General features: G+C 61.0%; 13 protein-coding genes and 2 pseudogenes. 6 read left to right on the top strand and 9 right to left on the bottom strand.

All coding sequences use genetic code 11. The features are described from left to right. Nucleotides 1-159: 159 nt before the first annotated feature. A pseudogene (locus ACQRBV_RS06880) lies at nt 160-759 on the bottom strand (methyl-accepting chemotaxis protein); the annotation flags it as partial. Between the two features lie 303 nt (nt 760-1,062). Further along, nucleotides 1,063-1,719: pseudogene (locus ACQRBV_RS06875) on the bottom strand (MCP four helix bundle domain-containing protein); the annotation flags it as partial. A gap of 342 nt (nt 1,720-2,061) precedes the next feature. Between ACQRBV_RS06875 and ACQRBV_RS06870 the strand changes: the two are divergent. Beyond that, a complete protein-coding gene (locus ACQRBV_RS06870) occupies nt 2,062-2,292 on the top strand; it encodes a hypothetical protein (protein WP_058423524.1) in 231 nt (76 codons plus the stop codon). Beyond that, a complete protein-coding gene (locus tag ACQRBV_RS06865; protein WP_060755167.1) occupies nt 2,289-2,579 on the top strand; it encodes a cell division protein ZapA in 291 nt (96 codons plus the stop codon). The genes ACQRBV_RS06870 and ACQRBV_RS06865 overlap by 4 nt, the downstream gene beginning before the upstream one ends. Here the strand turns inward: ACQRBV_RS06865 and ACQRBV_RS06860 are convergent. Both ACQRBV_RS06860 and putA read right to left on the bottom strand, forming a co-directional pair. Next, nucleotides 2,576-4,378, bottom strand: coding sequence for an acyl-CoA dehydrogenase (locus ACQRBV_RS06860; RefSeq protein ID WP_411985067.1), 1,803 nt, complete (start codon nt 4,376-4,378; stop codon nt 2,576-2,578). The two genes, ACQRBV_RS06865 and ACQRBV_RS06860, sit on opposite strands and share 4 nt — an antisense overlap. Before the next feature lie 230 nt (nt 4,379-4,608). Beyond that, nucleotides 4,609-8,562 (bottom strand): trifunctional transcriptional regulator/proline dehydrogenase/L-glutamate gamma-semialdehyde dehydrogenase, encoded by a 3,954-nt coding sequence (gene putA / locus ACQRBV_RS06855; protein WP_411985068.1) that lies wholly within the window; start codon nt 8,560-8,562, stop codon nt 4,609-4,611. A gap of 460 nt (nt 8,563-9,022) precedes the next feature. Between putA and putP the strand changes: the two genes are divergently transcribed. The 3 genes from putP (at nt 9,023) to ACQRBV_RS06840 (ending at nt 13,476) form a co-directional block, all read left to right on the top strand. Beyond that, entirely contained in the window at nt 9,023-10,507 is a 1,485-nt protein-coding gene (putP, locus tag ACQRBV_RS06850; protein ID WP_060755164.1) for a sodium/proline symporter PutP, read from the top strand. A 204-nt stretch (nt 10,508-10,711) separates the two neighbouring features. Continuing rightward, the gene (locus tag ACQRBV_RS06845) at nt 10,712-12,724 is read left to right on the top strand and encodes a type VI secretion system tip protein VgrG (RefSeq protein WP_411985069.1); all 2,013 of its coding nucleotides are present in this window, start codon (nt 10,712-10,714) and stop codon (nt 12,722-12,724) included. Between the two features lie 26 nt (nt 12,725-12,750). Then, nucleotides 12,751-13,476 (top strand): DUF4123 domain-containing protein, encoded by a 726-nt coding sequence (locus tag ACQRBV_RS06840; RefSeq protein ID WP_161547741.1) that lies wholly within the window; start codon nt 12,751-12,753, stop codon nt 13,474-13,476. Here the strand turns inward: ACQRBV_RS06840 and ACQRBV_RS06835 are convergent. After that, the gene (locus ACQRBV_RS06835) at nt 13,462-14,739 is read right to left on the bottom strand and encodes an O-acetylhomoserine aminocarboxypropyltransferase/cysteine synthase family protein (RefSeq protein WP_104995335.1); all 1,278 of its coding nucleotides are present in this window, start codon (nt 14,737-14,739) and stop codon (nt 13,462-13,464) included. The two genes, ACQRBV_RS06840 and ACQRBV_RS06835, sit on opposite strands and share 15 nt — an antisense overlap. A 174-nt stretch (nt 14,740-14,913) precedes the next feature. On the opposite strand from ACQRBV_RS06835, the gene ACQRBV_RS06830 reads away from it, so the two are divergent. Continuing rightward, the gene (locus ACQRBV_RS06830; RefSeq protein ID WP_060755160.1) at nt 14,914-15,750 is read left to right on the top strand and encodes a 23S rRNA (adenine(2030)-N(6))-methyltransferase RlmJ; all 837 of its coding nucleotides are present in this window, start codon (nt 14,914-14,916) and stop codon (nt 15,748-15,750) included. A 157-nt stretch (nt 15,751-15,907) separates the two neighbouring features. On the opposite strand, the gene msrA is transcribed toward ACQRBV_RS06830, so the two are convergent. The 4 genes from msrA to aceE all read right to left on the bottom strand — a co-directional run bounded on the left by msrA (nt 15,908) and on the right by aceE (nt 23,927). Beyond that, entirely contained in the window at nt 15,908-16,555 is a 648-nt protein-coding gene (gene msrA, locus ACQRBV_RS06825; protein ID WP_090367222.1) for a peptide-methionine (S)-S-oxide reductase MsrA, read from the bottom strand. Between the two features lie 72 nt (nt 16,556-16,627). Beyond that, on the bottom strand, nt 16,628-19,321 hold the full coding sequence (locus ACQRBV_RS06820; protein WP_104995336.1) for a putative bifunctional diguanylate cyclase/phosphodiesterase: 2,694 nt from the start codon (nt 19,319-19,321) through the stop codon (nt 16,628-16,630). Between the two features lie 305 nt (nt 19,322-19,626). Continuing rightward, entirely contained in the window at nt 19,627-21,270 is a 1,644-nt protein-coding gene (gene aceF, locus ACQRBV_RS06815; protein ID WP_090367218.1) for a dihydrolipoyllysine-residue acetyltransferase, read from the bottom strand. An 11-nt stretch (nt 21,271-21,281) separates the two neighbouring features. Beyond that, nucleotides 21,282-23,927: a pyruvate dehydrogenase (acetyl-transferring), homodimeric type gene (gene aceE / locus ACQRBV_RS06810; RefSeq protein ID WP_090367216.1), complete on the bottom strand. Its 2,646-nt coding sequence runs from the start codon at nt 23,925-23,927 to the stop codon at nt 21,282-21,284. Nucleotides 23,928-24,102 lie beyond the last annotated feature (175 nt).

Below are 24,102 nucleotides of genomic sequence, written 5' to 3'. Positions count from 1 at the left end.
GGTATTTCAGAAGGACCGAGGTGCCTGGGTTCGGGGCGGCTGCGCCACCCAGCGCGGGGCAAGCCCGCTCACTACAGATGATGTGTTCTACATTCCACCATTTAACTCACTGGCATTAGGGCTTGCCCTCTCCCACATTTTCAAGCCAGTGGTGTCCAGTCAGAGGCGGAAACGGCTCACCATCCCGTTCAAATCCACTGCCAGGCGCGACAACTCACTGCTCGCCGTACTGGTCTGGCTGGCACCGGTCGCCGACTGCACCGACAGATCACGAATGTTCACCAGGTTACGGTCCACTTCACGCGCCACCTGTGCCTGTTCTTCCGCTGCGCTGGCGATCACCAGGTTGCGCTCGTTGATCTCGATGATCGCGGTGTTGATAGTGTCCAGGGACATGCCTGCCCCTTTGGCAATGTTCAGCGTGGATTCTGCGCGTTCGGTGCTGTTACGCATCGAGTCCACCGCATGCCCGGTGCCGGTCTGAATGCTGCCGATCATCCGTTCGATCTCACTGGTCGATTGCTGAGTGCGGTGGGCCAGCGCCCGCACTTCATCGGCGACCACGGCGAAGCCACGACCGGCTTCACCGGCACGCGCCGCTTCAATCGCCGCGTTCAAGGCCAGCAGGTTGGTCTGGTCGGCCAGGCCGCGAATCACATCCAGCACCTTGCCGATGTCACGCGATTCGTTGGCCAGCTCGCCAATCAGGGTGGCGGTGGCTTGCACGTCGCTGCTCATGCGTTCGATGGCACTGACGGTTTCCTGTACCAGATCACGCCCGTCGCCGGCCGACGTGGTGGCGTTGCGCGAGGCCTCCGAGGTGCTGACCGCATTACGCGCGACTTCTTCGACGGCGCTGGTCATCTCGTTGACGGCAGTGGCGGCCTGTTCGATTTCGTTGTTCTGCTGGGTCAGGCCGCGAGCGCTTTCGTCGGTGACGGCGTTCAGTTCTTCGGCGGCGGACGCCAGCTGGGTGGCGGAGCCGGCGATGCGTTGCAAGGTGTCGCGCAACTTGTCCTGCATCTTGGCCATGGCGGCCAGCAGGCGGCCGGCTTCGTCGTTGCCGTCGACCTTGATCGGGCGGGTCAGGTTGCCTTCAGCCACTTCTTCGGCCGCTTCCAGAGCCTGGGAAATCGGCACGGTGATGCTGCGGGTCAGCAACCAGGCGAACAACAGCGTCAGCCCCGTGGCGATGATCAGCAGGCCCACTACCAGGTCAAAGGCCATGTCGTACTGGTTTTTGGCTTGCAGGTTGGCGGCATTGGCATCGTTGTTATTGATGTCCAGCAGGCGGGTCAACACGGCATTGACCTGCTCGGAGTTGTCCAGCAATTGCGTGTTCAGCAGGTCGCGCAGGGCTTCGATCTGGTTGGCGCGCGACAGGCTCTTCATGCGTTCTTCAATCTGGTGGTACTGGCCCAGCAGGCGTACGTACTCCTCGTAGGCATTGCGTTCTTCAGGGCTGCTGATCAGCTTTTCGTAGACGGCCTGGGCTGTGCGGATCTGCTGATTGCGCAGGTCGAAGGCATCCAGGGTCTTTTGCTGCACGTCCGGCTCGCGGTTAGTCAGCAGGCGGTACGACAGCACTCGCAGGCGCAGGGTCAGTTGGGTGAACTCGTCCAGGGCGCGGATGCTCGGCACGCTGCTCAGGGTGATGGCTTCGGTGGCTGCGCGGATCTTGCTCATCTGGTTCAAGGCGAACACGCCCAGACACAACATCAGTGCGCCAATAAACGCGAAGCCGAGGAAGGCCCTCGGAGCGATATTCATATTACGGAGAGACATGCGGGAATCCTGGGAAGAAGCGCGATCCATGCGGTCTTGAGACGGGTATGCATCGGCTATCGGCCATGCGACTAAAGTCTTAAGGGCGTGCGCGCTTTTGTCGCATCGGACGAGGGGTTAAACCGATTCAGGAACCAGATGGGGGAATTGCAGTCACTAAGGCTCCGAAAGTGCGGCCCGGCCCTTAAAAAACGGGCTGCGCGCCGGGGATAAGCCTGGCATCCGAGGTGAATTTTCTTTATCGTCACCGCCCTTTTAAAAGCCCGAGAAATCAAAATGTTAGAAGCATCTCTCAGTCAATTGGAACAATTGGTCAGCGACCTTGTACAGCAGAACCAGGACCTGCTGGGCAGCAACGAGTCCCTCAAGGCGGAACTGGCCCGCGCCAAGGATGAAAACGACAGCCTGCAACTGAGCCTGATGGAACAGGAAGAAAAGCACGGCGCCACCGCCGCTCGCATCCAGGCGTTGGTTGAGCGTGTGAGCGCAGGGCCTGTCAGCGCATGAATGAAGGGATAAAGGTCGTTTCGATTCTCGGAGAGGATTACTCGATCAAGGCTCCGGCCGGGGAAGACCAAACCCTGATGCACGCCGTGACCCTGCTCAAGGCCTCGTTGGCCACCACCAAGAAAAAGTACCCGACCCTGATCGGTGACAAGTTATTGGTACTGGCCGCGCTGAACCTGTGCGCCGAGCAGATCGAAATGCAACAGCGTCACCAGCAGGAGCTCGACCGTTACCAAGAGCAAGTCAGCGCCACGGTCGAAGTGATTTCCAAGGCCATCCAGCCCTAGAACCAGTCATCCTGCATCCCCAGGCACGTATCGTCGCGTGCCTCCAGAATCGCCAGTTCATGATGGCAGCTCGGCACTTCCCAGGTCAGGAAGTACCGGGCAGCCTGGAGCTTGCCTTTATAGAAGGCGACGTCGGCCGCATTCCCCCTGGCCAGCCCTTCCTCGGCGCGTATCGCCTGTTCCAGCCAGCGCCAGCCAATCACCGTATGCCCGAACACTTTCAAGTACAGCGCCGAGTTCGCCAGGCTGCTGTTGACCTTGCCTTGGGCCAGATCCGTCAGCAGGCCGATCGTCACGCTTTGCAAGCGGTTGACCAGGTGTTCCAGTGGCTCACGCAATGCGTTCAGTGACGGATAGGCTTGTGCCCGTGCGCCCGTCTCGGCGATCAATCGAATCAACTGCTTGAGACCCGCACCACCGTTCTGCGCCAATTTACGCCCGAGCAAGTCCAGGGACTGAATGCCATGGGTCCCTTCGTGGATCGGGTTCAGACGGTTGTCGCGGTAATACTGCTCAACCGGGTATTCACGGGTGTAGCCGTGGCCCCCGAGAATCTGGATCGCCAGTTCATTAGCCTTGAGGCAAAACTCCGACGGCCAGGATTTGACGATGGGCGTGAGCAGGTCCAGCAGCTCGTGGGCTTGCTTGCGCTCGGCCTCGGTCTCCAGGGTGGTGGTGTCGTCAAATAGCCGTGCGGCGTAGAGGCCAAGGTCGAACGCGCCTTCCACGTAGGACTTTTGGGTCAGCAGCATGCGCTTGATGTCGGCGTGCTGGATGATCGAGACCGGTGCTGTCGTAGGATCTTTGCTATCGGGCAGGCGGCCCTGCGGGCGCTCACGCGCATATTCCAGTGAGTACAAGTAACCGGCGTACCCGAGCATCACGGCGCCCATGCCGACACCGATGCGTGCCTCATTCATCATCTGAAACATGCAGCTCAGGCCCTGGTGCGGTTTGCCCACCAGATAACCGACACAGTTGCCGTTATCGCCGAAGTTGAGCGCAGTGGAAGTGGTGCCGCGCCAGCCCATTTTGTGAAACAGCCCGGCCAGCAGCACATCGTTGCGCGCGCCGAGGCTGCCATCGTCGTTGACCAGGAACTTGGGCACGATAAACAGCGAAATGCCTTTCACCCCTGGCGGCGCATCCGGCAGCTTGGCCAGCACCATGTGCACAATGTTTTCCGACAACGGGTGGTCGCCGCCGGAGATGAAAATCTTATTGCCCTTGAGTCGATAAGTGCCATCGGCGGCAGGTTCTGCACGTGTACGGATATCCGACAGCGACGAGCCGGCGTGGGGCTCGGTGAGGGCCATGGTGCCGAAGAAGCGGCCGTCGATCATCGGCTGCAGAAAGCGCTGTTTCTGTTCTTCGGTACCGAAGCTTTCGATCAGGTTGGCGGCGCCCATGGTCAGGAACGGGTAGGACGTCGATGCCGCGTTGGCTGACTGAAAGTGCGCGAAACAGGCTTGAGACAGCAGAGTGGGCAGTTGCATGCCGCCGGCTTCGAAGCTACGGGCGGCATTGAGAAAGCCGGCTTCGAGGAAGGCATCCACTGCGGGCTTCACTTCCGGAATCAGAACTGCCGCGCCGTCTGCATAGCGCGGCTCGTTTTCATCGTTCTTGCGGTTATGGGGGGCAAAGTACTTTTCAGCGATGTTTCGCGCCGTGCTGATGGCGGCGTCGAACGTCTCGCGGGTGTGTTCGGCAAACCGCTCACGCTGGGTCAGGCCCTCGGCATCGAGGACTTCATACAGCTCGAAAGCCAGGTTGCGGGAACTGAGCAGCGACTCGGACATGGCGGGTTACCTTTAGAGGAATTGGCCTGAGTCTAAGTGCGCGAATGGAGGCTGGATAGCAAGATTGATTTGGGTGATGGAGGGGCAGAACGCGCAAGGGTGAGAGAAGCGCGGAGCCAATGTGGGAGCGGGCTTGCTCGCGATAGCAGCGTGTCAGTCGATGAGATGTTGACTGACATTGCGCATTCGCGAGCAAGCCCGCTCCCACACTTCTGACCCTGTTGGGTCAGTTAACCAATGGTCATCAGGCTGGCGTTACCGCCTGCCGCCGCAGTGTTGACGCTCAATGCACGTTCGATCACCAGGCGCTCCAGCGCAATCGCCGTCTCACCCTGCGACAAACCCTGCACCCCGACAATCGCGCCGCCACGCTGGGCCACTTGCTGGCACACCGCACGCAGTTGGTCGGAGTCGCCGTGGTGCAGAACGGCGTCGAATACGACTTCGTCCTTGGTCCAGTCGGCCACGCGCTTGATCTTCGCCTGAATCTCCCTCGGCAGGCGTGGGAACAAGGCCTTGGTCAGGCCAGTTTCCGGCCATACCGCCGAACCGCCTACCGCCAATACCGCCGCCAGTTGAGTAAGCAAATCACCTTCCACCTCCGCCAGCGACAGCACGTGTTCGCGAGGCAGGATGGCGTAGCTGTTGCGCTCGCCGGTCGGGCCGGCCAGTTGGCGGGTGATACCGCTTTGCGACTGCGCGGCGAATTGAGTGCACAGGGCGCTCAGTTCGCTGAACTTATTGCTGTCGGCCCAGGTTTTCAGGGCGGTCAGCGGTTGGCTCATGGCATCGCGCAGGCGCACATCCGGTGCGGCCAGTGCATCGCCACGCACGAAGGATTGTTCGATCGCATCGGTCGGACGTGTCGACAGCAGGCGGTACAGGTACAGCGGGCCACCGGCTTTCGGGCCGGTGCCCGACAGGCCTTCGCCGCCGAACGGTTGCACGCCGACCACGGCGCCGACGATATTGCGGTTGACGTAGACGTTACCGGCATTGACGTTGTCGATCACCTTGGCGATGGTCTCGTCGATACGGGTATGCACGCCCAGGGTCAGGCCGTAGCCCGAAGCGTTGATCTGGCCGATGAGCTGGTCGATTTCCTTGCGCTTGTAGCGCACCACGTGCAGCACCGGGCCGAAGATCTCGCGTTGCAGTTCGTCGAAGCTTTCCAGCTCGATCAGGGTCGGCATCACGAAGGTGCCGCGTTTGATCTCTTCGCCGTCGGCGATGGCCACTTGGTACACGTTGCGGCCTTTGTCGCGCATGGCCTGGATGTGTTTCTCGATGCCGGCCTTGGCTTCGGCGTCGATCACCGGGCCGATATCCACCGACAGGCGTTCCGGGTTGCCCAGACGGCATTCAGCCATGGCGCCTTTGAGCATTTCGATGACGCGGTCTGCCGAATCTTCCTGCAGGCACAGTACGCGCAGGGCCGAGCAACGTTGACCGGCACTGTCGAAGGCCGAGGACACCACGTCGATGACCACTTGTTCGGTCAAGGCTGAGGAATCGACGATCATCGCGTTCTGGCCACCGGTTTCGGCGATCAGCGGGATCGGGCGTCCCTGGGTGTCCAGGCGGCCGGCGACATTGCGTTGCAGCAGGCGCGCCACTTCGGTGGAACCGGTGAACATCACGCCTTTGACGCGATCATCACCCACCAGGCGGGCGCCCACGCTTTCGCCCTGACCGGGCAGCAGTTGCAGCACACCTTCAGGAATGCCGGCTTCCAGCAGGATGCGCACGGCTTGTGCGGCCACCAGCGGGGTTTGCTCGGCAGGCTTGGCCAGTACCGGGTTACCCGCCGCCAGTGCGGCGGCAACTTGGCCACTGAAGATGGCCAGCGGGAAGTTCCACGGGCTGATACACACCACCGGGCCCAATGGGCGGTGGGCGTCGTTGGTGAAATCGTTGCGTGCCTGCACCGCGTAATACCGCAGGAAATCCACGGCCTCGCGCACTTCGGCGATGGCGTTGGCGAAGGTCTTGCCGGCTTCGCGGGCCAGCAGCCCCATCAGCGGCTGGATCTCGCTTTCCATCAGGTCGGCGGCACGTTCCAGGATCGCGGCACGTTCGGCAGGCGGAGTGGCCTGCCAGATCGGACCGGCGTTGATCGCGCACTGGATGGCGTTATCGACGTCTGCAACGGTGGCTTCCTGGACCTGGCCGACGACGTCGCGCAGGTCGGCGGGGTTCAGCACCGGCGTCGTCGCTTGCTCGCTGGAAGCGCAACCGAGCATCGGCGCGGCTTTCCAGTGGTTGTGGGCCGTGGCCAGCAGGGCGCAGGACAGCGACGCCAGGCGATGTTCGTTGGCCAAGTCGATGCCGGCGGAGTTGGCGCGGTCGCTGCCATACAGGTCGCGTGGCAACGGAATGCGTGGGTGCGGCAGGCCGAAACCGCCTTCCAGTGTGGCCATTTGCTCGATGCTGGCCACGGGATCAGCCACCAGCTCCTGAATCGAGATCGACTGATCGGCGATGCGGTTGACGAAGGAGGTATTGGCGCCGTTTTCCAACAGGCGACGTACCAGGTAAGCCAGCAGCGTTTCGTGGGTGCCGACCGGTGCGTACACGCGGCACGGACGGTTCAGCTTGCCATCGGCAACCTTGCCCACAACCTGTTCGTACAGCGGCTCGCCCATGCCGTGCAGGCATTGGAACTCGTACTGGCCAGGGTAATAGTTCTGACCGGCGATATGGTAGATGGCCGACAGTGTATGAGCGTTGTGCGTAGCGAACTGCGGGTAGATGACTTCCGGTACCGACAGCAGCTTGCGTGCGCAGGCGATGTAGGAAACGTCGGTGTACACCTTGCGGGTGTACACCGGGTAGCCTTCCAGGCCCTCGACCTGGGCGCGCTTGATCTCGCTGTCCCAGTACGCGCCTTTCACCAGGCGGATCATCAGGCGATGGCGGCTGCGGCGCGCCAGGTCGATAACGTAGTCAATCACATACGGGCAACGCTTCTGGTAGGCCTGGATCACAAAACCGATACCGTTCCAGCCGGTCAGTTGCGGCTCGAAACACAGGCGTTCCAGCAGGTCCAGGGACAGCTCGAGGCGGTCGGCTTCTTCGGCGTCGATATTCAGGCCTATATCGTATTGCTTGGCGAGCAGGGTCAGCGACAGCAGGCGCGGGTACAGCTCGTCCATCACACGCTCGTACTGAGCGCGGCTGTAACGCGGGTGCAGGGCCGAAAGCTTGATGGAGATGCCTGGACCTTCATAAATCCCACGGCCGTGAGACGCCTTGCCGATGGAATGGATAGCTTGTTCGTACGAGGCCAGGTATTTCTGGGCGTCGTGCTCGGTGAGTGCGGCTTCGCCGAGCATGTCGTAGGAGTAACGGAAGCCCTTGGCTTCGAACTTGCTCGCATTGGCCAGGGCTTCGGCGATGGTCTCGCCGGTGACGAACTGCTCGCCCATCAGGCGCATGGCCATGTCGACGCCCTTGCGGATCATCGGTTCGCCGCTCTTGCCGATGATGCGGCTCAGGGATGAAGTCAGGCCGGCTTCATTGTGGGTGGAGACCAGTTTGCCGGTCAGCAGCAGGCCCCAGGTGGCGGCGTTGACGAACAGCGACGGGCTGTTGCCCAGGTGCGGCTGCCAGTTGCCGGTGCTGATCTTGTCGCGGATCAGCGCGTCACGGGTGCCCTTGTCCGGGATGCGCAACAACGCTTCGGCCAGGCACATCAGGGCCACGCCTTCCTGGGACGACAGGGAAAATTCTTGCAGCAGGCCCTGAACAATACCGGCACGGCCGCCGGCACTCTTCTGATTGCGCAGCTTTTCGGCAATCGAGGCGGCCAGTTTGTTGGTGGCTTCGGCCATCGGCGCCGGCAGGCGTGCCTGCTCGATCAGCATGGGTACCACTTCCGGTTCCGGACGGCGGTAAGCGGCGGTGATCGACGCACGCAGTACCGACTGCGGCAGGATACTTTCGGCGAACTCCAGGAAGCACTGGTGGGCGTGATCGGTCTGGATCTCGCCGGCCTCTTCAGCGTCCTTGCTGCCCAAGCCATTGAGCTCGGTCAGGGTTGCACCACCCTCGAGTTTCTCCAGGTAATTGAAAATCGCCTGCTTGATCAGCCAGTGCGGCGTGCGATCAATGGAGGTCGCGGCAGCCTTCAGGCGTTCGCGGGTCGGGTCGTCGAGTTTGACCCCAAGGGTGGTCGTTGCCATCTTTTTATCCTCATGGGTGCCACTACCGAGTGGCATCTGCTGGCGCCAAGATTAGCTTTGCCCATGAGGAGGTGCAACCGGGTGCAACCCTTTTGTTCAGGAAATTTTTGAAGGTTCTTGAGAAAAAAATCGGCCCTCAGCGGAATTCGCTTCTTCTTGGTGCGTTTTATTATGATGTCGGCTGTTTTTGCTCCGAAAGGGAGCAAAAACGCGGTGTTTGGCGTAATACATGTCTGGGTGCAACTTATTCTCGCGAAACTGGTTGCACCTTATTTGCTTTGTTGCATAGCATTCGCGACCAAGGTGCAACCACCTCCAAGGTTCGGTTCATCGGCTGGCGGCTTTCCTGGGGAAACGCCAGTCATAAATGCGCGGCACGCAGTTTCGTCTACCCGGTTAACACTGGGTAGCCGTCTGACAGACCGCCGCTACATAAAAACAAAGCCAGGGCGTCACTCTTATGAGCGTTAGCAATCCAACCCTGATCACGTTCGTGATCTACATCGCAGCAATGGTACTGATCGGCTTCATGGCCTATCGCTCCACCAACAACCTTTCCGATTACATCCTTGGCGGTCGCAGCCTCGGTAGCGTGGTGACGGCTCTGTCGGCCGGCGCTTCCGACATGAGCGGCTGGTTGTTGATGGGTTTGCCGGGCGCGATCTACATGTCGGGCCTCTCGGAAAGCTGGATCGCCATCGGCCTGATCGTCGGTGCTTACCTGAACTGGCTGTTCGTGGCCGGTCGCCTGCGCGTACAAACCGAACACAACGGCGATGCCCTGACCCTGCCGGACTATTTCTCCAGCCGTTTCGAAGATAAAAGCGGCTTGCTGCGGATCATCTCTGCGGTAGTGATCCTGGTGTTCTTCACCATCTATTGCGCGTCCGGCATCGTGGCTGGTGCCCGCCTGTTCGAAAGCACGTTTGGCATGTCCTACGAAACCGCCCTGTGGGCCGGCGCTGCGGCGACCATTGCCTACACCTTTGTCGGTGGTTTTCTGGCCGTCAGCTGGACTGACACCGTGCAAGCCACGCTGATGATTTTTGCGTTGATCCTCACGCCGATCATCGTGCTGCTGGCCACCGGTGGCGTCGACACCACCTTCCTGGCCATCGAAGCCAAGAATCCCGACAACTTCAATATGCTGAAGAACACCACCTTCATTGGCATCATTTCGCTGATGGGTTGGGGCCTGGGCTACTTCGGCCAGCCGCATATCCTCGCGCGTTTCATGGCGGCCGATTCGGTGAAGTCGATCGCCAAGGCGCGTCGCATCTCCATGACCTGGATGATCCTGTGCCTGGGTGGCACCGTGGCGGTGGGCTTTTTCGGTATCGCTTACTTCTCGGCGCATCCGGAGGTGGCAGGTCCAGTGACCGAGAACCACGAGCGTGTGTTCATCGAGTTGGCCAAGCTGCTGTTCAACCCATGGATTGCCGGTGTATTGCTGTCGGCCATCCTCGCGGCGGTGATGAGTACCCTGAGCTGCCAGTTGCTGGTGTGCTCCAGCGCCTTGACCGAAGACTTCTACAAGACCTTCCTGCGTAAAAATGCGTCCCAGCTGGAACTGGTCTGGGTCGGCCGTGCCATGGTGCTGCTGGTGGCCCTGATCGCCATCGCCATGGCCGCCAACCCGGACAACCGCGTGCTGGGCCTGGTGAGCTATGCCTGGGCCGGTTTCGGCGCAGCATTCGGGCCTGTGGTACTGATCTCGGTGATCTGGAAAGGCATGACCCGCAACGGCGCACTGGCCGGTATCCTGGTTGGTGCGATCACCGTCATCGTATGGAAACACTTCAGCCTGCTCGGCCTGTACGAAATCATCCCGGGCTTTATCTTCGCCAGCCTCGCGATCTACTTCGTGAGCAAGCTGGGCGCACCGACCGCAGGCATGGTCGAGCGTTTTAATGCTGCGGAAAAAGACTACAACCTCAACAAGTGATTCGTCAGATGTTGAGCCAGCGCTGAGTTGAAAAAGAGGCCCGCGTCCTACGGATGGCGGGCCTTTTTTTGCGCGTGATTTTCGCAGGGTCGAAGAAGATTCGGGCGTGTACATGTAGGGCTTTACTGATTTATCCAGGCTGTGCTCAGCGGGGTAGAACAGTGGTGCAGAATCGGCCGCCTACTTCCCGCAGAGAAACACCGGATGTTCGCTCCTGCTAATCAAAGTGCTTTTACCCTCACCCTTGATGGGGAGCCCTGTGAGCTCAAGGTCTTGGAGTTCAAGGGGACCGAAGCCATCAGCCAGCCCTACCGTTTCAACCTTGAACTGGTCAGCGAGCAACCTGATCTCGACCTGGAAAGTCTGCTGCATCGTCAGGTGTATCTCGGGTTTGATGACCAGGGGCATGGCGTCCACGGCCTGGTTTACCGGGTGGCACAGGGTGACTCCGGGCGGCGTCTCACGCGTTATCAGGTCAGCCTGGTGCCGCAACTGGCGTACCTGAAACACAGCAGTCACCAGCGCATCTTCCAGCACCTGACAGTGCCGCAGATCGTTGCGCAAGTGCTGGAGGTGCAGGGTATCCAGAGTGACCGGTTCAAATTCCAACTCAGCGGTACCTACCCTGCGCGTGAGTACTGCGTGCAGTTTGGTGAGACCGACCTGGCATTCATCCAGCGGTTGTGCGCCGAGTTGGGCATTCACTATCACTTCCAGCATTCGCCCGCAGGGCACCTGCTGGTGTTCGGTGATGACCAGACGGTGTTTACCCAGGCCGAACAGTCCACCGCTTACATGCCCGGTTCCGGAATGGTGGCGGATACGCCGGTGGTCAGGCGCATGACCGTGCAATTGGAAACCCGCACTACTGCGGTCAGCCTGCGCGACTACGACTTCCGTAAACCACGCCTGACGTTGGAGAGTGAAGTGGCTGGCGAGCAGCTTCCTCGGCTGCTGGAGCAGGGTTTTCCCGGCCAATTTTCCGACCGTTCCCATGGCAAATGCCTGACGCAGCAGAGGCTGGAGCGGCATCGCAGCGACTACCGCGTCGCCCATGGCCAAGCTGATGAGCCGGCGTTGGTCAGTGGCCGTTTCCTCAAATTGAGCGGGCACCCTCGTGACGACTGGAACGACCTGTGGCTGGTGACGCGGGTCACGCACGAAGGCAGGCAGCCCCAGGTGCTTGAGGAAGCGGTGGTCGAGGTGGCAGGCGGGGATTTGCGCCAGGGGTATCGCAATGAATTCAGGGCGGCACCCTGGGACGTGATTTTCCGGCCGCCGCTGCCGGAGCAGCCACGCCCGAGTATTTCCGGGTATCAGCATGCGGTGGTCACCGGGCCTGACGACAGCGAAATCCATTGCGACGAGTATGGCCGGGTCAAAGTGCAAATGGCCTGGGATCGTACGGGAGAACACAACGACCACTCCAGCTGCTGGCTGAGGGTGGCCAGTGCCTGGGCGCATGATCGTTATGGCTCGGTGCTGATCCCGCGGGTCGGCATGGAGGTGCTGGTGGGCTTCGTCAATGGCGACCTGGATATGCCGGTGGTCATGGGTTGCCTGCCCAACGCGGCGACGCCGGTGCCCCTCGAACTGCCGGCGGACAAGACCCGCAGTATCTTGCGCAGCCATAGCAGCCCAGGCGGGGGTGGCTACAACGAACTGCGTATCGAAGACCGCAAGGGGGCCGAGGAGATCTACCTGCGCGCCCAGCGGGACTGGACTGAGCATGTGCTGCATGATCAGCAGGTGCAGGTGGATAACCTGCGCCGGATAACGGTGGGCGGCGAGTCGCACCATGAATTGCAGGGCGAAGAGCAGCGCATCACCCACGGTAACCGCCTGACTGAACTCAAGCAGGATGATCATCTGGTGGTCGGTGGTTCGCAGCAAATACAGGCTGGGCGGACCGTTCAGATCGGCGCCGGGCAGAGTGTCGTGATCGATGCCGGTGCCAGCGTGACGATTCAGGCGGGCGGCCAATCGATCACGGTTTCAGCGGGCGGCATATTCAGCAGTGTGCCGATCCAGCTTGGCGGGGCGCCGGTTCCCGCTGTTGCGCCGTTGCTACCGGGCATAAAGGCAACGCTGCTGGCGGTAATACCCGCTCCGTTGAGTCGCGCTCAAGTGGCCAGCCTGAAACGCAGCGCGCCGTTCTGCGAGGAGTGTGAGCGCTGCAAGCATGGCCAGTGTGAAATCCCTCGACACAGTGGCTGAGCCTAACCTGAAAGGAGTTTACCGCGATGAACAAGCTGCTGACCCCCAATGCCTGGATCACACAACACCCCCTGCAGGCTGATGAGCGGATCTTCGCCATCTTGAGTGGTACCAGCGATGCCAGACCCTTTGGCCACTGGCAAGCCATGGGCGGCGGGATGCTGCCCCAATCGATCTGGGCAGGCACCGCCTATGCCGAGTGGGATGAGGTCATGCCTCATGTCGGTATCGTCGAGCCGGGCAGTGCCTTTCTCGATTGGGTCGCAACCACTGACGCTATGGATTGGGGCTGGTTGGCGGTGTCGTCCAGCTCGCTCGACATCGTGATTGCCCATCTGCAAAGCCTGACCAAGGTCTATCTGCCCGACGGCCAGGTGGTGTTCTTGCGTTTTTGGGATGGTGCTCAGTTTCTGCCGGTTGTGCAGGGCCTGGGCGATGACGCGGGGAGGGTATTGCCGGTGTTCCAGCGGTATCTGATCAATGGCCGGCCGCTGACGGTTGCGCCTGGTGCGGTCACGGTTGCCAAGACCAGCCCCTGGTGGCGAGTGCCTGCACCTCTATTGGCGCATGTGGCAGAACAATCCCCGCAAACCCTGGTCGACAACCTGCTGCAATGGCTCGAAGAACAGCGCCCCGACCTGCACGCCGGGTTTACGCCGACGACCTTGCAGCACAAGGTCGCCTACTGGGCGCGCAGGCCGACGATCAGCCCCGCAGCGCTGGCCGATTACCTCGCCTCAGAGTTGAGTTGAACCCAGCGCCTGCTGCAGATCGTCGATCAGGTCGTCAATCGCCTCGATACCCACCGACAGGCGGATCATCTCGGGCTTTACTCCGGCCTTGGCTTGCTCGTGTTCATTCATCTGCCGATGGGTGGTGGATGCCGGATGACAGGCCAGGGACTTCGCGTCGCCGATATTCACCAGGCGCTTGAAGATCTGCAGGGCGTCGTAGAAGCGTACACCGGCATCAAAGCCACCCTTCAAGCCGAAGGAGAGGATCGCCGAGGGTTTGCCTTGCAGGTATTTTTGCGCCAAAGCGAAATGCGGGTGGTCCGGCAGCCCGGCGTAACTGACCCATTCCACCGCAGCATGGCCTTGAAGGAATTGCGCGACCTTGAGGGCATTCTCAGTGTGGCGCTCCATGCGCAGGGCCAGGGTTTCCAGGCCTTGCAGCAGCAGGAACGCATTCATCGGCGCCAGCGCTGCGCCGGTGTTGCGCAGGGGCACGGTGCGGGCGCGGGCAATGAAGGCGGCCGGGCCGAATTTTTCGGTGTAGACCACGCCGTGATAGGCCGGCTCAGGGTTGTTGAGCCCGGGGAATTTTTCGGGGTATCGGGTCCAGGGGAAGGTACCGCTGTCGACGATTACGCCGCCCAGGGAATTGCCATGGCCGCCGATGTATTTGGTCACTGAGTGCACGACGATGTCGGCGCCGAACTGGATCGGCTTGCACAGGATCGGCGTAGCCACTGTGTTATCCACCATCAGCGGTACGCCACGGGCGTGGGCCACCGCTGCCAGGGCTTCGAGGTCGACGATGTTGCCCGCCGGGTTGCCGATACTCTCGCAGTAGACCAGCTTGGTATCGACGTCGACCAGTTCTGCGATGGCCGCGGCGCTGTCATCGCGGGCAAAACGGACCTCGACCCCAAAACTCGGCAGCAAGTGGGCGAACAGGGTATAGGTGCCGCCGTAGAGCTGCGGGGTGGTGACAATATTGTCGCCGGCGCGGGTGAGGGTCTGGATTGCATAGTGGATGGCGGCACTGCCGGCCGACACCGCCAACGCCGCGATGCCGCCTTCGAGGGCGGCGATACGTTGCTCCAACACATCGTTGGTGGGGTTCATGATGCGCGTGTAGATATTGCCGGGCACGTCGAGGTTGAAGAGGTCGGCGCCGTGCTGGGCGTTGTCGAATTCGAAAGCGACATTCTGATAGATCGGCACGGCGACGGCCTTGGTGGTCGGGTCGGACTTGAAGCCGTGATGCAGCGCGATGGTGGCGTCTTTCATGATTGTTATTGACCTCCCTGGAGAACGGATCGCCACAATAAATCCACCCTGGCCACACCATTTAGATTTTTTTCAGCCGGCCTCCTGTGTTTGCGGCATAAGCGTCGCCCGACACGCAGCCCTGCACCTTTGCTCACGTAGAAGGTAAACTTCGCCCCCTGCGCAGGAGCAACCATGAATTATCGTCACGCCTTTCACGCCGGCAACCATGCCGATGTCTTCAAACACCTGACCTTGACCCGCCTCATCGCCCTGATGTCGCGCAAGGAACAGCCGTTCGCCTACCTCGACACTCACGCCGGCATTGGTCTGTACGACCTGCAAGGCGACCAGGCCAACCGCACCGGTGAATACCTGGAAGGCATCGCCCGCCTGTGGGGTGAAAGCGACCTGCCGCCACTGACCGCCGATTACATGCGCGTATTGCACGAGATGAACCCGGACGGCCAATTGCGTTACTACCCGGGTTCACCGGAGCTGGCGCGGCGTCTCACGCGCCCGCAGGATCGTGTGCTGCTCAATGAAAAGCACCCGGACGATGGCGTGTTGCTCAAGGACAACATGAAGGGTGATCGTCGTGTGAAGGTGCACCTGGGCGAGGGCTGGCATGTTCCGCGTGCCTTGCTGCCCGTGCCGGAAAAGCGTGCGCTGATGCTGATCGACCCGCCGTTCGAAAAACTCGACGAGATGCAACGCTGCGCGGCTTCCCTCAAAGAGGCGGTGGGCCGCATGCGTCAGACCGTTGCGGCCATCTGGTATCCGGTGAAAGACCAGCGCATGTTGCGCCGTTTCTACCAGGACCTGGCCGGTACCGGTGCGCCGAAGTTGCTGCGTGTGGAATTGCTGGTGCATCCGCTGGACACGCCCAACACCCTGACCGGCTCGGGCCTGGCGATCGCCAACCCGCCGTGGGGCTTGGAGGAGGAATTGCGTGAGCTGCTGCCATGGCTGTCCAAGAAGCTTGGCCAGACCCAGGGCGGGTGGCAGATGGATTGGCTTATTGCCGAGTAACTGCTGATTGTAGTGAGCGGGCTTGCCCCGCGCTGGGCGGCGTAGCCGCCCCAACAAGGACGCCGCGGTGTTTCAGCAGGACCGAGGTGCCTGGGTTTGGGGCGGCTGCGCCACCCAGCGCGGGGCAAGCCCGCTCACTACAAGTTCAGGGTTAGGGTCAGATCGGGCAGGTCACGCCGGTGCCGCCGATGCCGCAATACCCCTGCGGGTTCTTTGCCAGATACTGCTGGTGATACGCCTCGGCGAAGTACACCGTCGGTGCTTCTTCGATCTCCGTGGTGATTTCACCCAGGCCGGCCTTGGTCAGTTCGGCCTGATAGGCTTGCGCACTGGCTTTGGCCGCTGCCAGTTGCTCAGGCGTGGTGGCGTAGATCACCGAGCGGTACTGGCTGCCGATGTCGTTGCCCTGGCGCATGCCCTGGGTCGGGTTGTGCAGTTCCCAGAACATCTTCAGCAAGTCTTCGTATTTCACCTTGGCTTGGTCATACACCACCAACACCACTTCGCTGTGGCCGGTCAGGCCAGAGCAGACTTCTTCATAGGTCGGGTTCGGCGTGTAGCCACCGGCATAACCGACCACCGTGCTGACCACGCCATCGCGCTGCCAGAACTTGCGCTCGGCGCCCCAGAAGCAACCCAGGCCGAAGATGGCGAACCCGACGTCGTCGAGGAATGGGCCCAGCAGCGGGTTGCCGTTGACGAAGTGGGTGTCCGGCAGCGCCATTGGGGTTTCACGGCCGGGCAAAGCTTGTTCTTGAGTAGGCAGCACGTTTTTGTTCACCAGAATTTCCGAGCGCAAGACCATGATCAGTCCTCTCAGTCAGATTGAGTTAGGTAAGAATTCAGACAGTCAGTGTGCCCGAGTGTTACATCGCTGTCAGGCGATTGGCCCGCGCGGGTAGCGTTTAAGCATCTTCATCAGCTCTGAGCCAGGGATCGGCCGGTCGAACAGGTAGCCCTGGCCCACATCGCAGCGATGCCGACGCAGGAACGCCAGTTGTTCGGCGGTCTCGATACCTTCGGCCACCACCTTGAGCTTGAGGTTGTGGGCCATGGCGATCACCGCCGAGGTGATTTCCATGTCGTCCTGGTTGTCCGGGATTTCGTGGATAAAGCTGCGATCGATCTTAATGATGTCGATGGGGAATTTTTTCAAGTAGCTCAGCGACGAGTAACCGGTGCCGAAGTCGTCCATGGCCAGGGTCAGGCCGAAGCTCTTCAACTGGTCCAGTTGCAGGCGCGTGTCTTCAGTGGCCTCCAGCAGCAGGCCTTCGGTCAGTTCAAGCTCCAGCAGATTCGCCGGCAGCTGTTCTTCCTTGAGGATCGTGGCGATCGACGCCACCAGGTCCGGGTCGGAAAACTGTTTGGGCGACAGGTTGATCGCCACCTGCAAGTTGCCCATGCCGGCGGCGCTCAATTGCTTGCTCATGCGGCAGGCCTGGCGGGCGATCCATTTGCCGATGGGGATGATCAGCCCGGTCTCTTCGGCCACGCTGATGAACTGGTCGGGACGGATCATGCCCTTTTCCGGATGGTTCCAGCGCAGCAGCGCTTCCATGCCCAGCAGGCGGCCGCTGCGCAGGCACAGCTTGGGCTGGTAGAACACATCCAGCTCGTTCTGAGTCAGGGCGCGGCGCAGGTTGTTTTCCACGAACAGCTTGTAGCTGGCCTCGGCGTTCAGCGCCTCGGTAAACACTTGCACCTGGTGTTTGCCGTTGGCCTTGGCTTTGTGCAAGGCCAGGCCGGCGTTGCGCATCAGGGTCTGCGGGTCGCGGCCATGCAGTGGCGCACAGGCCAGCCCCACCGAGCCGGTGATACTGATCAATTGGTTGTCGACGAACATGGGCTTGTCGAGGGTCGTCAGCAGTTGGCTGGCGACCTGCTGGCCCGTCTCCAGGTCGGCATCGTCCAGCAGCACCGCAAACTCGTTACTGGCAAAGCGCGCCAGGCTGCCGCCGGCACTCAAGCTGTTACGCAGGCGCCGGGCCAGGCTGATCAGCAGTTTGTCGCCGGTCTGGTGGCCGAGGCTGTCGTTGATCCGCTTGAAGTTGTCGATGTCCACCAGCAACAGGCTGATAGGGCTGTCGCTGTCCCGGGCGAAGCGCTCATCCAGGTTGCGGATAAACGCCGGGCGGTTGCCCAGGTTGGTCAGGTTATCGGTGTAGGCCAGGCGCTCGATACGCTGCTGGGCCAGCTTGGTCTGGGTGATGTCTTCGTAGATGCCGATGTAGTGGGTCAGTTCGCGGTTGTCGCCATACACCTTGGAAATCGACAGTTGGCCCCAGTAGGGTTCCAGGTTCTTGCGCCGGCTCTTGAATTCGCCTTGCCAGCTGTTGCTCTTGGCCAGGCTTGACGGGGCGTCGAACAGCAACTCGCTGAGGTTCTCCAGCGCCGGCAGTTGCGCCAGGCGATGGCCGTGGACTTCTTCGGCGCTGTACTGGGTAATCGCGGTAAAGCTGGGGTTGACGTACTCCACCACACCATCGCAATTGACCAGCAAGAAGGCGTTGGCACTTTGCTCCACTGCCCGCTGGAATAAATGCAGCGCGCTGGTGGCGGCGCGACGGTTGTGGTTGTTGATCACGTGGGCGAACTGGTCGGCCAGTTCGCCGGCAAAGGCGATCTCATCGGACTGCCAGTCGCGTGCTCGACCGCTCTGTTCCAGGCACAACACGCCGACGACATGGCCATCGACGCGGATGCTCGCGTCAAGCATCGCGTAGATGTCCTTGGCGCGCAGGTGGTCGGCCATTTCACGCGTGCGTGGATCGCGCATCGCATGGGTGGCGTCGATGGCACGGCTGCTGTGCAGGGCTTCCAGGTAGTCCGGGAAACCGCTGGCGTCGATCGCCTCGGGCAGGTGGTGTTGTTGGTCAATGCGGTGATACGCCGAGATCGGCACCAGGCGCTGGCCTTCGAGGTTCCAGATACTGGCGCAATCGACCTGGTAGATATCGCAGGCACTGCGGGTGATCAGCTCGGCGGCTTCCTGCAGCGAGTTAGGCGTGCTGTAGCGCTGGCGCGCCAGCAGCAGGATCAGTTCCTGCTGGGCGCGTACCCGTTCCAGGTGCTGCAATTGTTCCTGTTGCGCACGCTGGTTGAGTTCCAGGGCGATTTGCAGGCGGCTGTTCTGGTTTTCCAGGTCGGCAGTCGGGGCAAAAGTCGGTACTTCACTGAAAAGGCCGTCGACCACCATGAGGTAGCCACGCAGCAAGTGACGATTGTGTTGCTTGTAGGCCTCGCCCATTTCCAGCAGGCTCAGCGGCCCATCGTGGGTGTGCAAGGTGTAGCGCACCAGGTAATGGGGGCTCTGGCTCAGTTGCTGCTGGATCGCATCGTGCAACTGATAGCGCGCCTGGGGTTCCATCAGGCTGGCGTAGGGGGTGCCGAGCAGGGCGCACAACTCGACCGCCGGCAGGCCGAATTGGCGTTCGCAATTGGGGTCGAGGTAAAGCATGGCCCAGCTTGCCTCATTAAGCCGCTCGAAACGCAGCATGCCGAGGCGCGAAGGCACCGGTAATTGCGTCACTACCTCGGCCGCCATTCGGGCGACATCGGGTTGGCTTTTCATGGGGGGAAACTCGCTTGGGAAAATGCGCACTGCACCGGGCTCACGCCCTCTTTACTGTCGCCTGCGGCAAGGTTGCATCATGCAGCACGCACTGACAAGAGAGGATGAAGGCTAAGTGCTATATGGCTGTTATCGGCCGCACGGGGGATTTCTGCAATCGGGCTGATAGAAGGTGTACAAACCTGTTCTGGCTATGCAACAAGAGCCCAAAAAAAGCCCCGCCAAGTGGCGGGGTTGAGGTACGAGCGTGGCGCTCGGAAATCGGTGCAGCCAGGCCTCCCTGGTAACAGGGAGGCCCGTGAGGCTTACAGCAGGATGGTGCGGATGTCGTTCAGCAACTGGCTCAGGCGCTGAGTGAAGCGTGCAGCCGCGGCGCCGTTGATCACACGGTGATCGTAGGACAACGACAGAGGCAGCATCAGCTTCGGCTGGAACGCTTTACCGTCCCACACAGGCTGGATAGTCGCCTTGGACACGCCCAGGATCGCCACTTCCGGCGCGTTGACGATTGGCGTGAAGCCAGTGCCGCCAATGTGACCGAGGCTGGAGATGGTGAAGCACGCACCTTGCATATCGTCTGGGGTGAGCTTCTTGTCGCGGGCCTTGGCCGCCAGCGCAGCCGCTTCAGCAGCAAGTTGCAGCAGGCTCTTCTGGTCGACGTTCTTGATGACCGGTACCAGCAGGCCATCCGGAGTATCGACGGCAAAGCCAATGTGTACGTATTTCTTGCGGATGATCGCTTTACCGCTCGGGGCCAGCGAACTGTTGAAGTCCGGCAGTTCCTTGAGCAGGTGCGCGCAAGCCTTGAGCAGCAGCGGCAGCACGGTCAGTTTCACGCCGGCTTTTTCGGCCACGGCTTTCTGCGCAACGCGGAAAGCTTCCAGGTCGGTGATATCGGCCTGGTCGAACTGAGTCACGTGCGGAATGTTCAGCCAGCTGGCGTGCAGACCTGCCGCGCCGATCTGCATCAGGCGGGTCATCGGCACTTCTTCGATTTCGCCGAAGCGGCTGAAGTCCACGGTGCGGATCGGCGGAATGCCCGAACCACCGGTAGCGCCGCCTGCGGCCGGAGCTTCCTTGGCTTTTTGCATCATGGCTTTGACGTAAGCCTGCACGTCTTCCTTCAGCACACGGCCGTGAGGGCCGCTGGCCGACACAGCACTCAGCTCAACGCCGAACTCACGAGCCAGCTGACGTACCGCAGGGCCGGCATGAACTTTGGCACCGCTTGGCGCGGGTGCGACAGCAGCAGGGGCCGCAGCGGCCTCGGCTTTTGCCGCAGGCGCAGGGGCGGCGGCGGCCGGAGCCGCTTCAGCCTTGGCGGCCGGAGCGGCAGCCGGTGCTGGTGCGGCAGCAGGCGCCGCGCCTTGTACTTTCAGTTTGAGGATGAAGTCACCGGTGCCGACTTCGTCTTCCAGCTTGACCGCGATGCTTTCCACGACGCCGGCAGCCGGCGAAGGGATTTCCATGGAGGCCTTGTCGGACTCCAGGGTGATCAGCGACTGGTCGGCTTCGACGGTATCGCCGACCTTGACCAGCAGCTCGATGATCTTGGCCTTGCCCGACGAGCCGATGTCCGGCACATGAATGTCCTGGACGCTGGCGGCGGCGGGTGCAGCAGCCGGGGCCGGGGCGGCCTCGACAGCAGGTTTTTCAGCAGCAGGCGCTGGCGCGGCAGCGGCAGCAGGAGCCGCCGCTGGGGCCGCATCAGCGGCACCTTCGATTTCCAGCTCCAGCAGTTCGTCGCCTTCTTTCAGGCGGTCGCCCAGCTTAACTTTCAGGCTCTTGACCACGCCGGCCTTGGGAGCAGGGATTTCCATGCTCGCCTTGTCCGATTCCAGGGTCAGGATGCTCTGGTCGGCTTCAACCTTGTCGCCGACCTTCACAAACAGCTCGATTACTTCACCTTCACCGCTGCCGATGTCAGGTACGCGAATGAGTTCGCTCACAAAAAATCTCCTCAGCAGTCCAGTGGGTTGCGTTTTTCCGGGTTGATCCCGAACTTGACGATAGCGTCAGCCACTACCTTGGGTTCGATCTCACCACGGTCAGCCAAGGCTTCCAGGGCTGCCAACACCACGAAGTGACGGTCGACTTCGAAGAAGTGACGCAGCTTCTTGCGGCTGTCACTGCGGCCGAAACCGTCGGTGCCCAGGACTTTGAATTCCTTGGACGGGACCCACTGGCGAATTTGTTCAGCGTACAGTTTCATGTAGTCGGTCGAAGCGATCACCGGGCCTTTACGGCCGGTCAGGCACTCTTCAACGAAGGTGCGCTGTGGCTTCTGGCCAGGATGCAGGCGGTTGTGACGTTCTACGGCCAGTCCATCGCGACGCAGTTCGTTGAAGCTGGTAACGCTCCACACGTCGGCGCCGACGTTGAACTCTTCACGCAGGATCTTCGCCGCTTCACGCACTTCACGCAGGATGGTGCCGGAGCCCATCAGTTGTACGTGGTGCGCTGCTTCCTTGGTGTCTTCTTCGAGCAGGTACATGCCCTTGATGATGCCTTCCTCCACGCCGGCCGGCATGGCTGGCTGCTGGTAGGACTCGTTCATCACGGTGATGTAGTAGAAAACGTCCTGCTGCTCTTCGGTCATCTTCTTCATGCCGTCCTGGATGATCACCGCCAGCTCATAGCCGTAGGTTGGATCAAAGGTGCGGCAGTTCGGGATGGTGGCAGCCAGGATGTGGCTGTGACCGTCTTCGTGTTGCAGGCCTTCGCCGTTCAGCGTGGTCCGGCCGGCAGTGCCGCCGATCAGGAAACCACGGGTACGGCTGTCGCCGGCCGCCCAGGCCAGGTCGCCGATACGCTGGAAGCCGAACATCGAGTAGAAGATGTAGAACGGCAGCATTGGCTGGTTGTGGCTGGAGTACGAAGTACCGGCAGCGATGAAGGAGCTCATGGCGCCCGCTTCGTTGATGCCTTCTTCGAGGATCTGGCCCTTCTTGTCTTCCTTGTAGAACATCACCTGGTCTTTATCGACTGGCTCGTAGAGCTGGCCGACGGAGGAGTAGATGCCCAACTGACGGAACATGCCTTCCATACCGAAGGTACGGGCTTCGTCCGGGATGATCGGGACGATGCGCGGGCCGATGTCCTTGTCCTTGACCAGCTGCGCCAGAATACGCACGAAGGCCATGGTGGTGGAGATTTCACGGTCGCCCGAACCGTCAAGGATAGCCTTGAGGGTGCTGAGGTCTGGCGTCGGTACGCTGAAGCTGTTGGCGCGGCGCTGTGGCACGAAACCACCCAGTGCGGCGCGGCGCTCGCTCAGGTAACGAGCTTCGGCGCTGTTCGGCTCCGGCTTGAAGAACGGCAGGTTTTCCAGCTCTTCGTCTTTTACTGGAATGTCGAAGCGGTCGCGGAACAGCTTCAGGCTGTCGACATCGACTTTCTTGGTGTTGTGCGCGGTGTTTTTCGCTTCGCCGGCACCGGTGCCATAACCCTTGATGGTCTTGGCCAGGATGACGGTCGGTTGTTCCTTGTGGTTGACCGCTTCGTGGTACGCCGCGTAGACCTTGTACGGGTCGTGGCCGCCACGGTTGAGTTTCCAGATCTCGTCGTCGGACAAGTCGGCAACCATCGCCTTGAGTTCAGGCGTGTTGAAGAAGTGTTCACGCACGAACGCGCCGTCTTTGGCTTTGTAGTTCTGGTACTCGCCGTCGATGACTTCGTCCATGCGACGCTGCAGGATGCCGTCGACGTCCTTGGCCAGCAGTGGGTCCCAGAAACGGCCCCAGATGACCTTGGTCACGTTCCACTGAGCACCGCGGAACACGCCTTCGAGTTCCTGGATGATCTTGCCGTTGCCGCGAACCGGGCCGTCGAGGCGCTGCAGGTTGCAGTTGATGACGAAGATCAGGTTGTCCAGCTTCTCGCGGCCGGCCAGGGAGATGGCACCCAGGGATTCCGGCTCGTCACACTCGCCGTCACCCAGGAAGCACCAGACTTTCTGCTTGCCTTCAGGGATGAAGCCACGGGCTTCCAGGTACTTCATGAAACGTGCCTGGTAGATCGCCTGGATCGGGCCCAGGCCCATGGATACCGTCGGGAACTGCCAGAAATCAGGCATCAGCCATGGGTGCGGGTACGACGACAGGCCGTTACCGTCCACTTCCTGGCGGAAGTTGTTCATGTGTTCTTCGGTGATGCGGCCTTCCATGAACGCACGGGCGTAGACGCCTGGGGAGGTGTGGCCCTGGAAGTAGATCAGGTCGCCGCCGTGCTCGTCGGTCGGGGCCTGGAAGAAGTAGTTGAAGCCGATGTCATACAGGGTCGCGCTGGAAGCGAAGCTGGAGATGTGACCGCCCAGGTCCGAATCTTTCAAGTTCGTGCGCATTACCATCGCCATGGCGTTCCAACGTACCAGCGAGCGAATGCGGCGTTCCATGAACAGGTCGCCAGGCATGCGTGCTTCGTGGGTAACGGGGATGGTGTTGCGGTATGGCGTGGTGATGGCGTAAGGCAGTTGCGAGCCGCTGCGGGTCGCGAGTTCGCCCATACGGGTCATCAGGTAGTGAGCACGGTCTTCGCCTTCTTTGTCGAGAACCGATTCCAGGGCGTCCAGCCATTCCTGGGTTTCGACGGGATCGAGGTCTTGCATGGCTTGCTCCAGGGCGGAAAGGCTACCAGAATCGGTTGCCTGAGTTTGCGACTGGCCTTGTGGGCAGACGACATAAATTCTTGGATGGCCGAAGGTTGCTTCGGCGTCCTGTAGTTTTACTACAAATCGTCAGCCATTTCAGCCTTTCGAATGTATATACGAGTAGTAAAACTAC

Source organism: Pseudomonas sp. R11F, from assembly GCF_050312575.1.
Classification (GTDB): domain Bacteria; phylum Pseudomonadota; class Gammaproteobacteria; order Pseudomonadales; family Pseudomonadaceae; genus Aquipseudomonas; species Aquipseudomonas palleroniana.
This window is presented reverse-complemented; position numbering and strand designations above follow the sequence as displayed.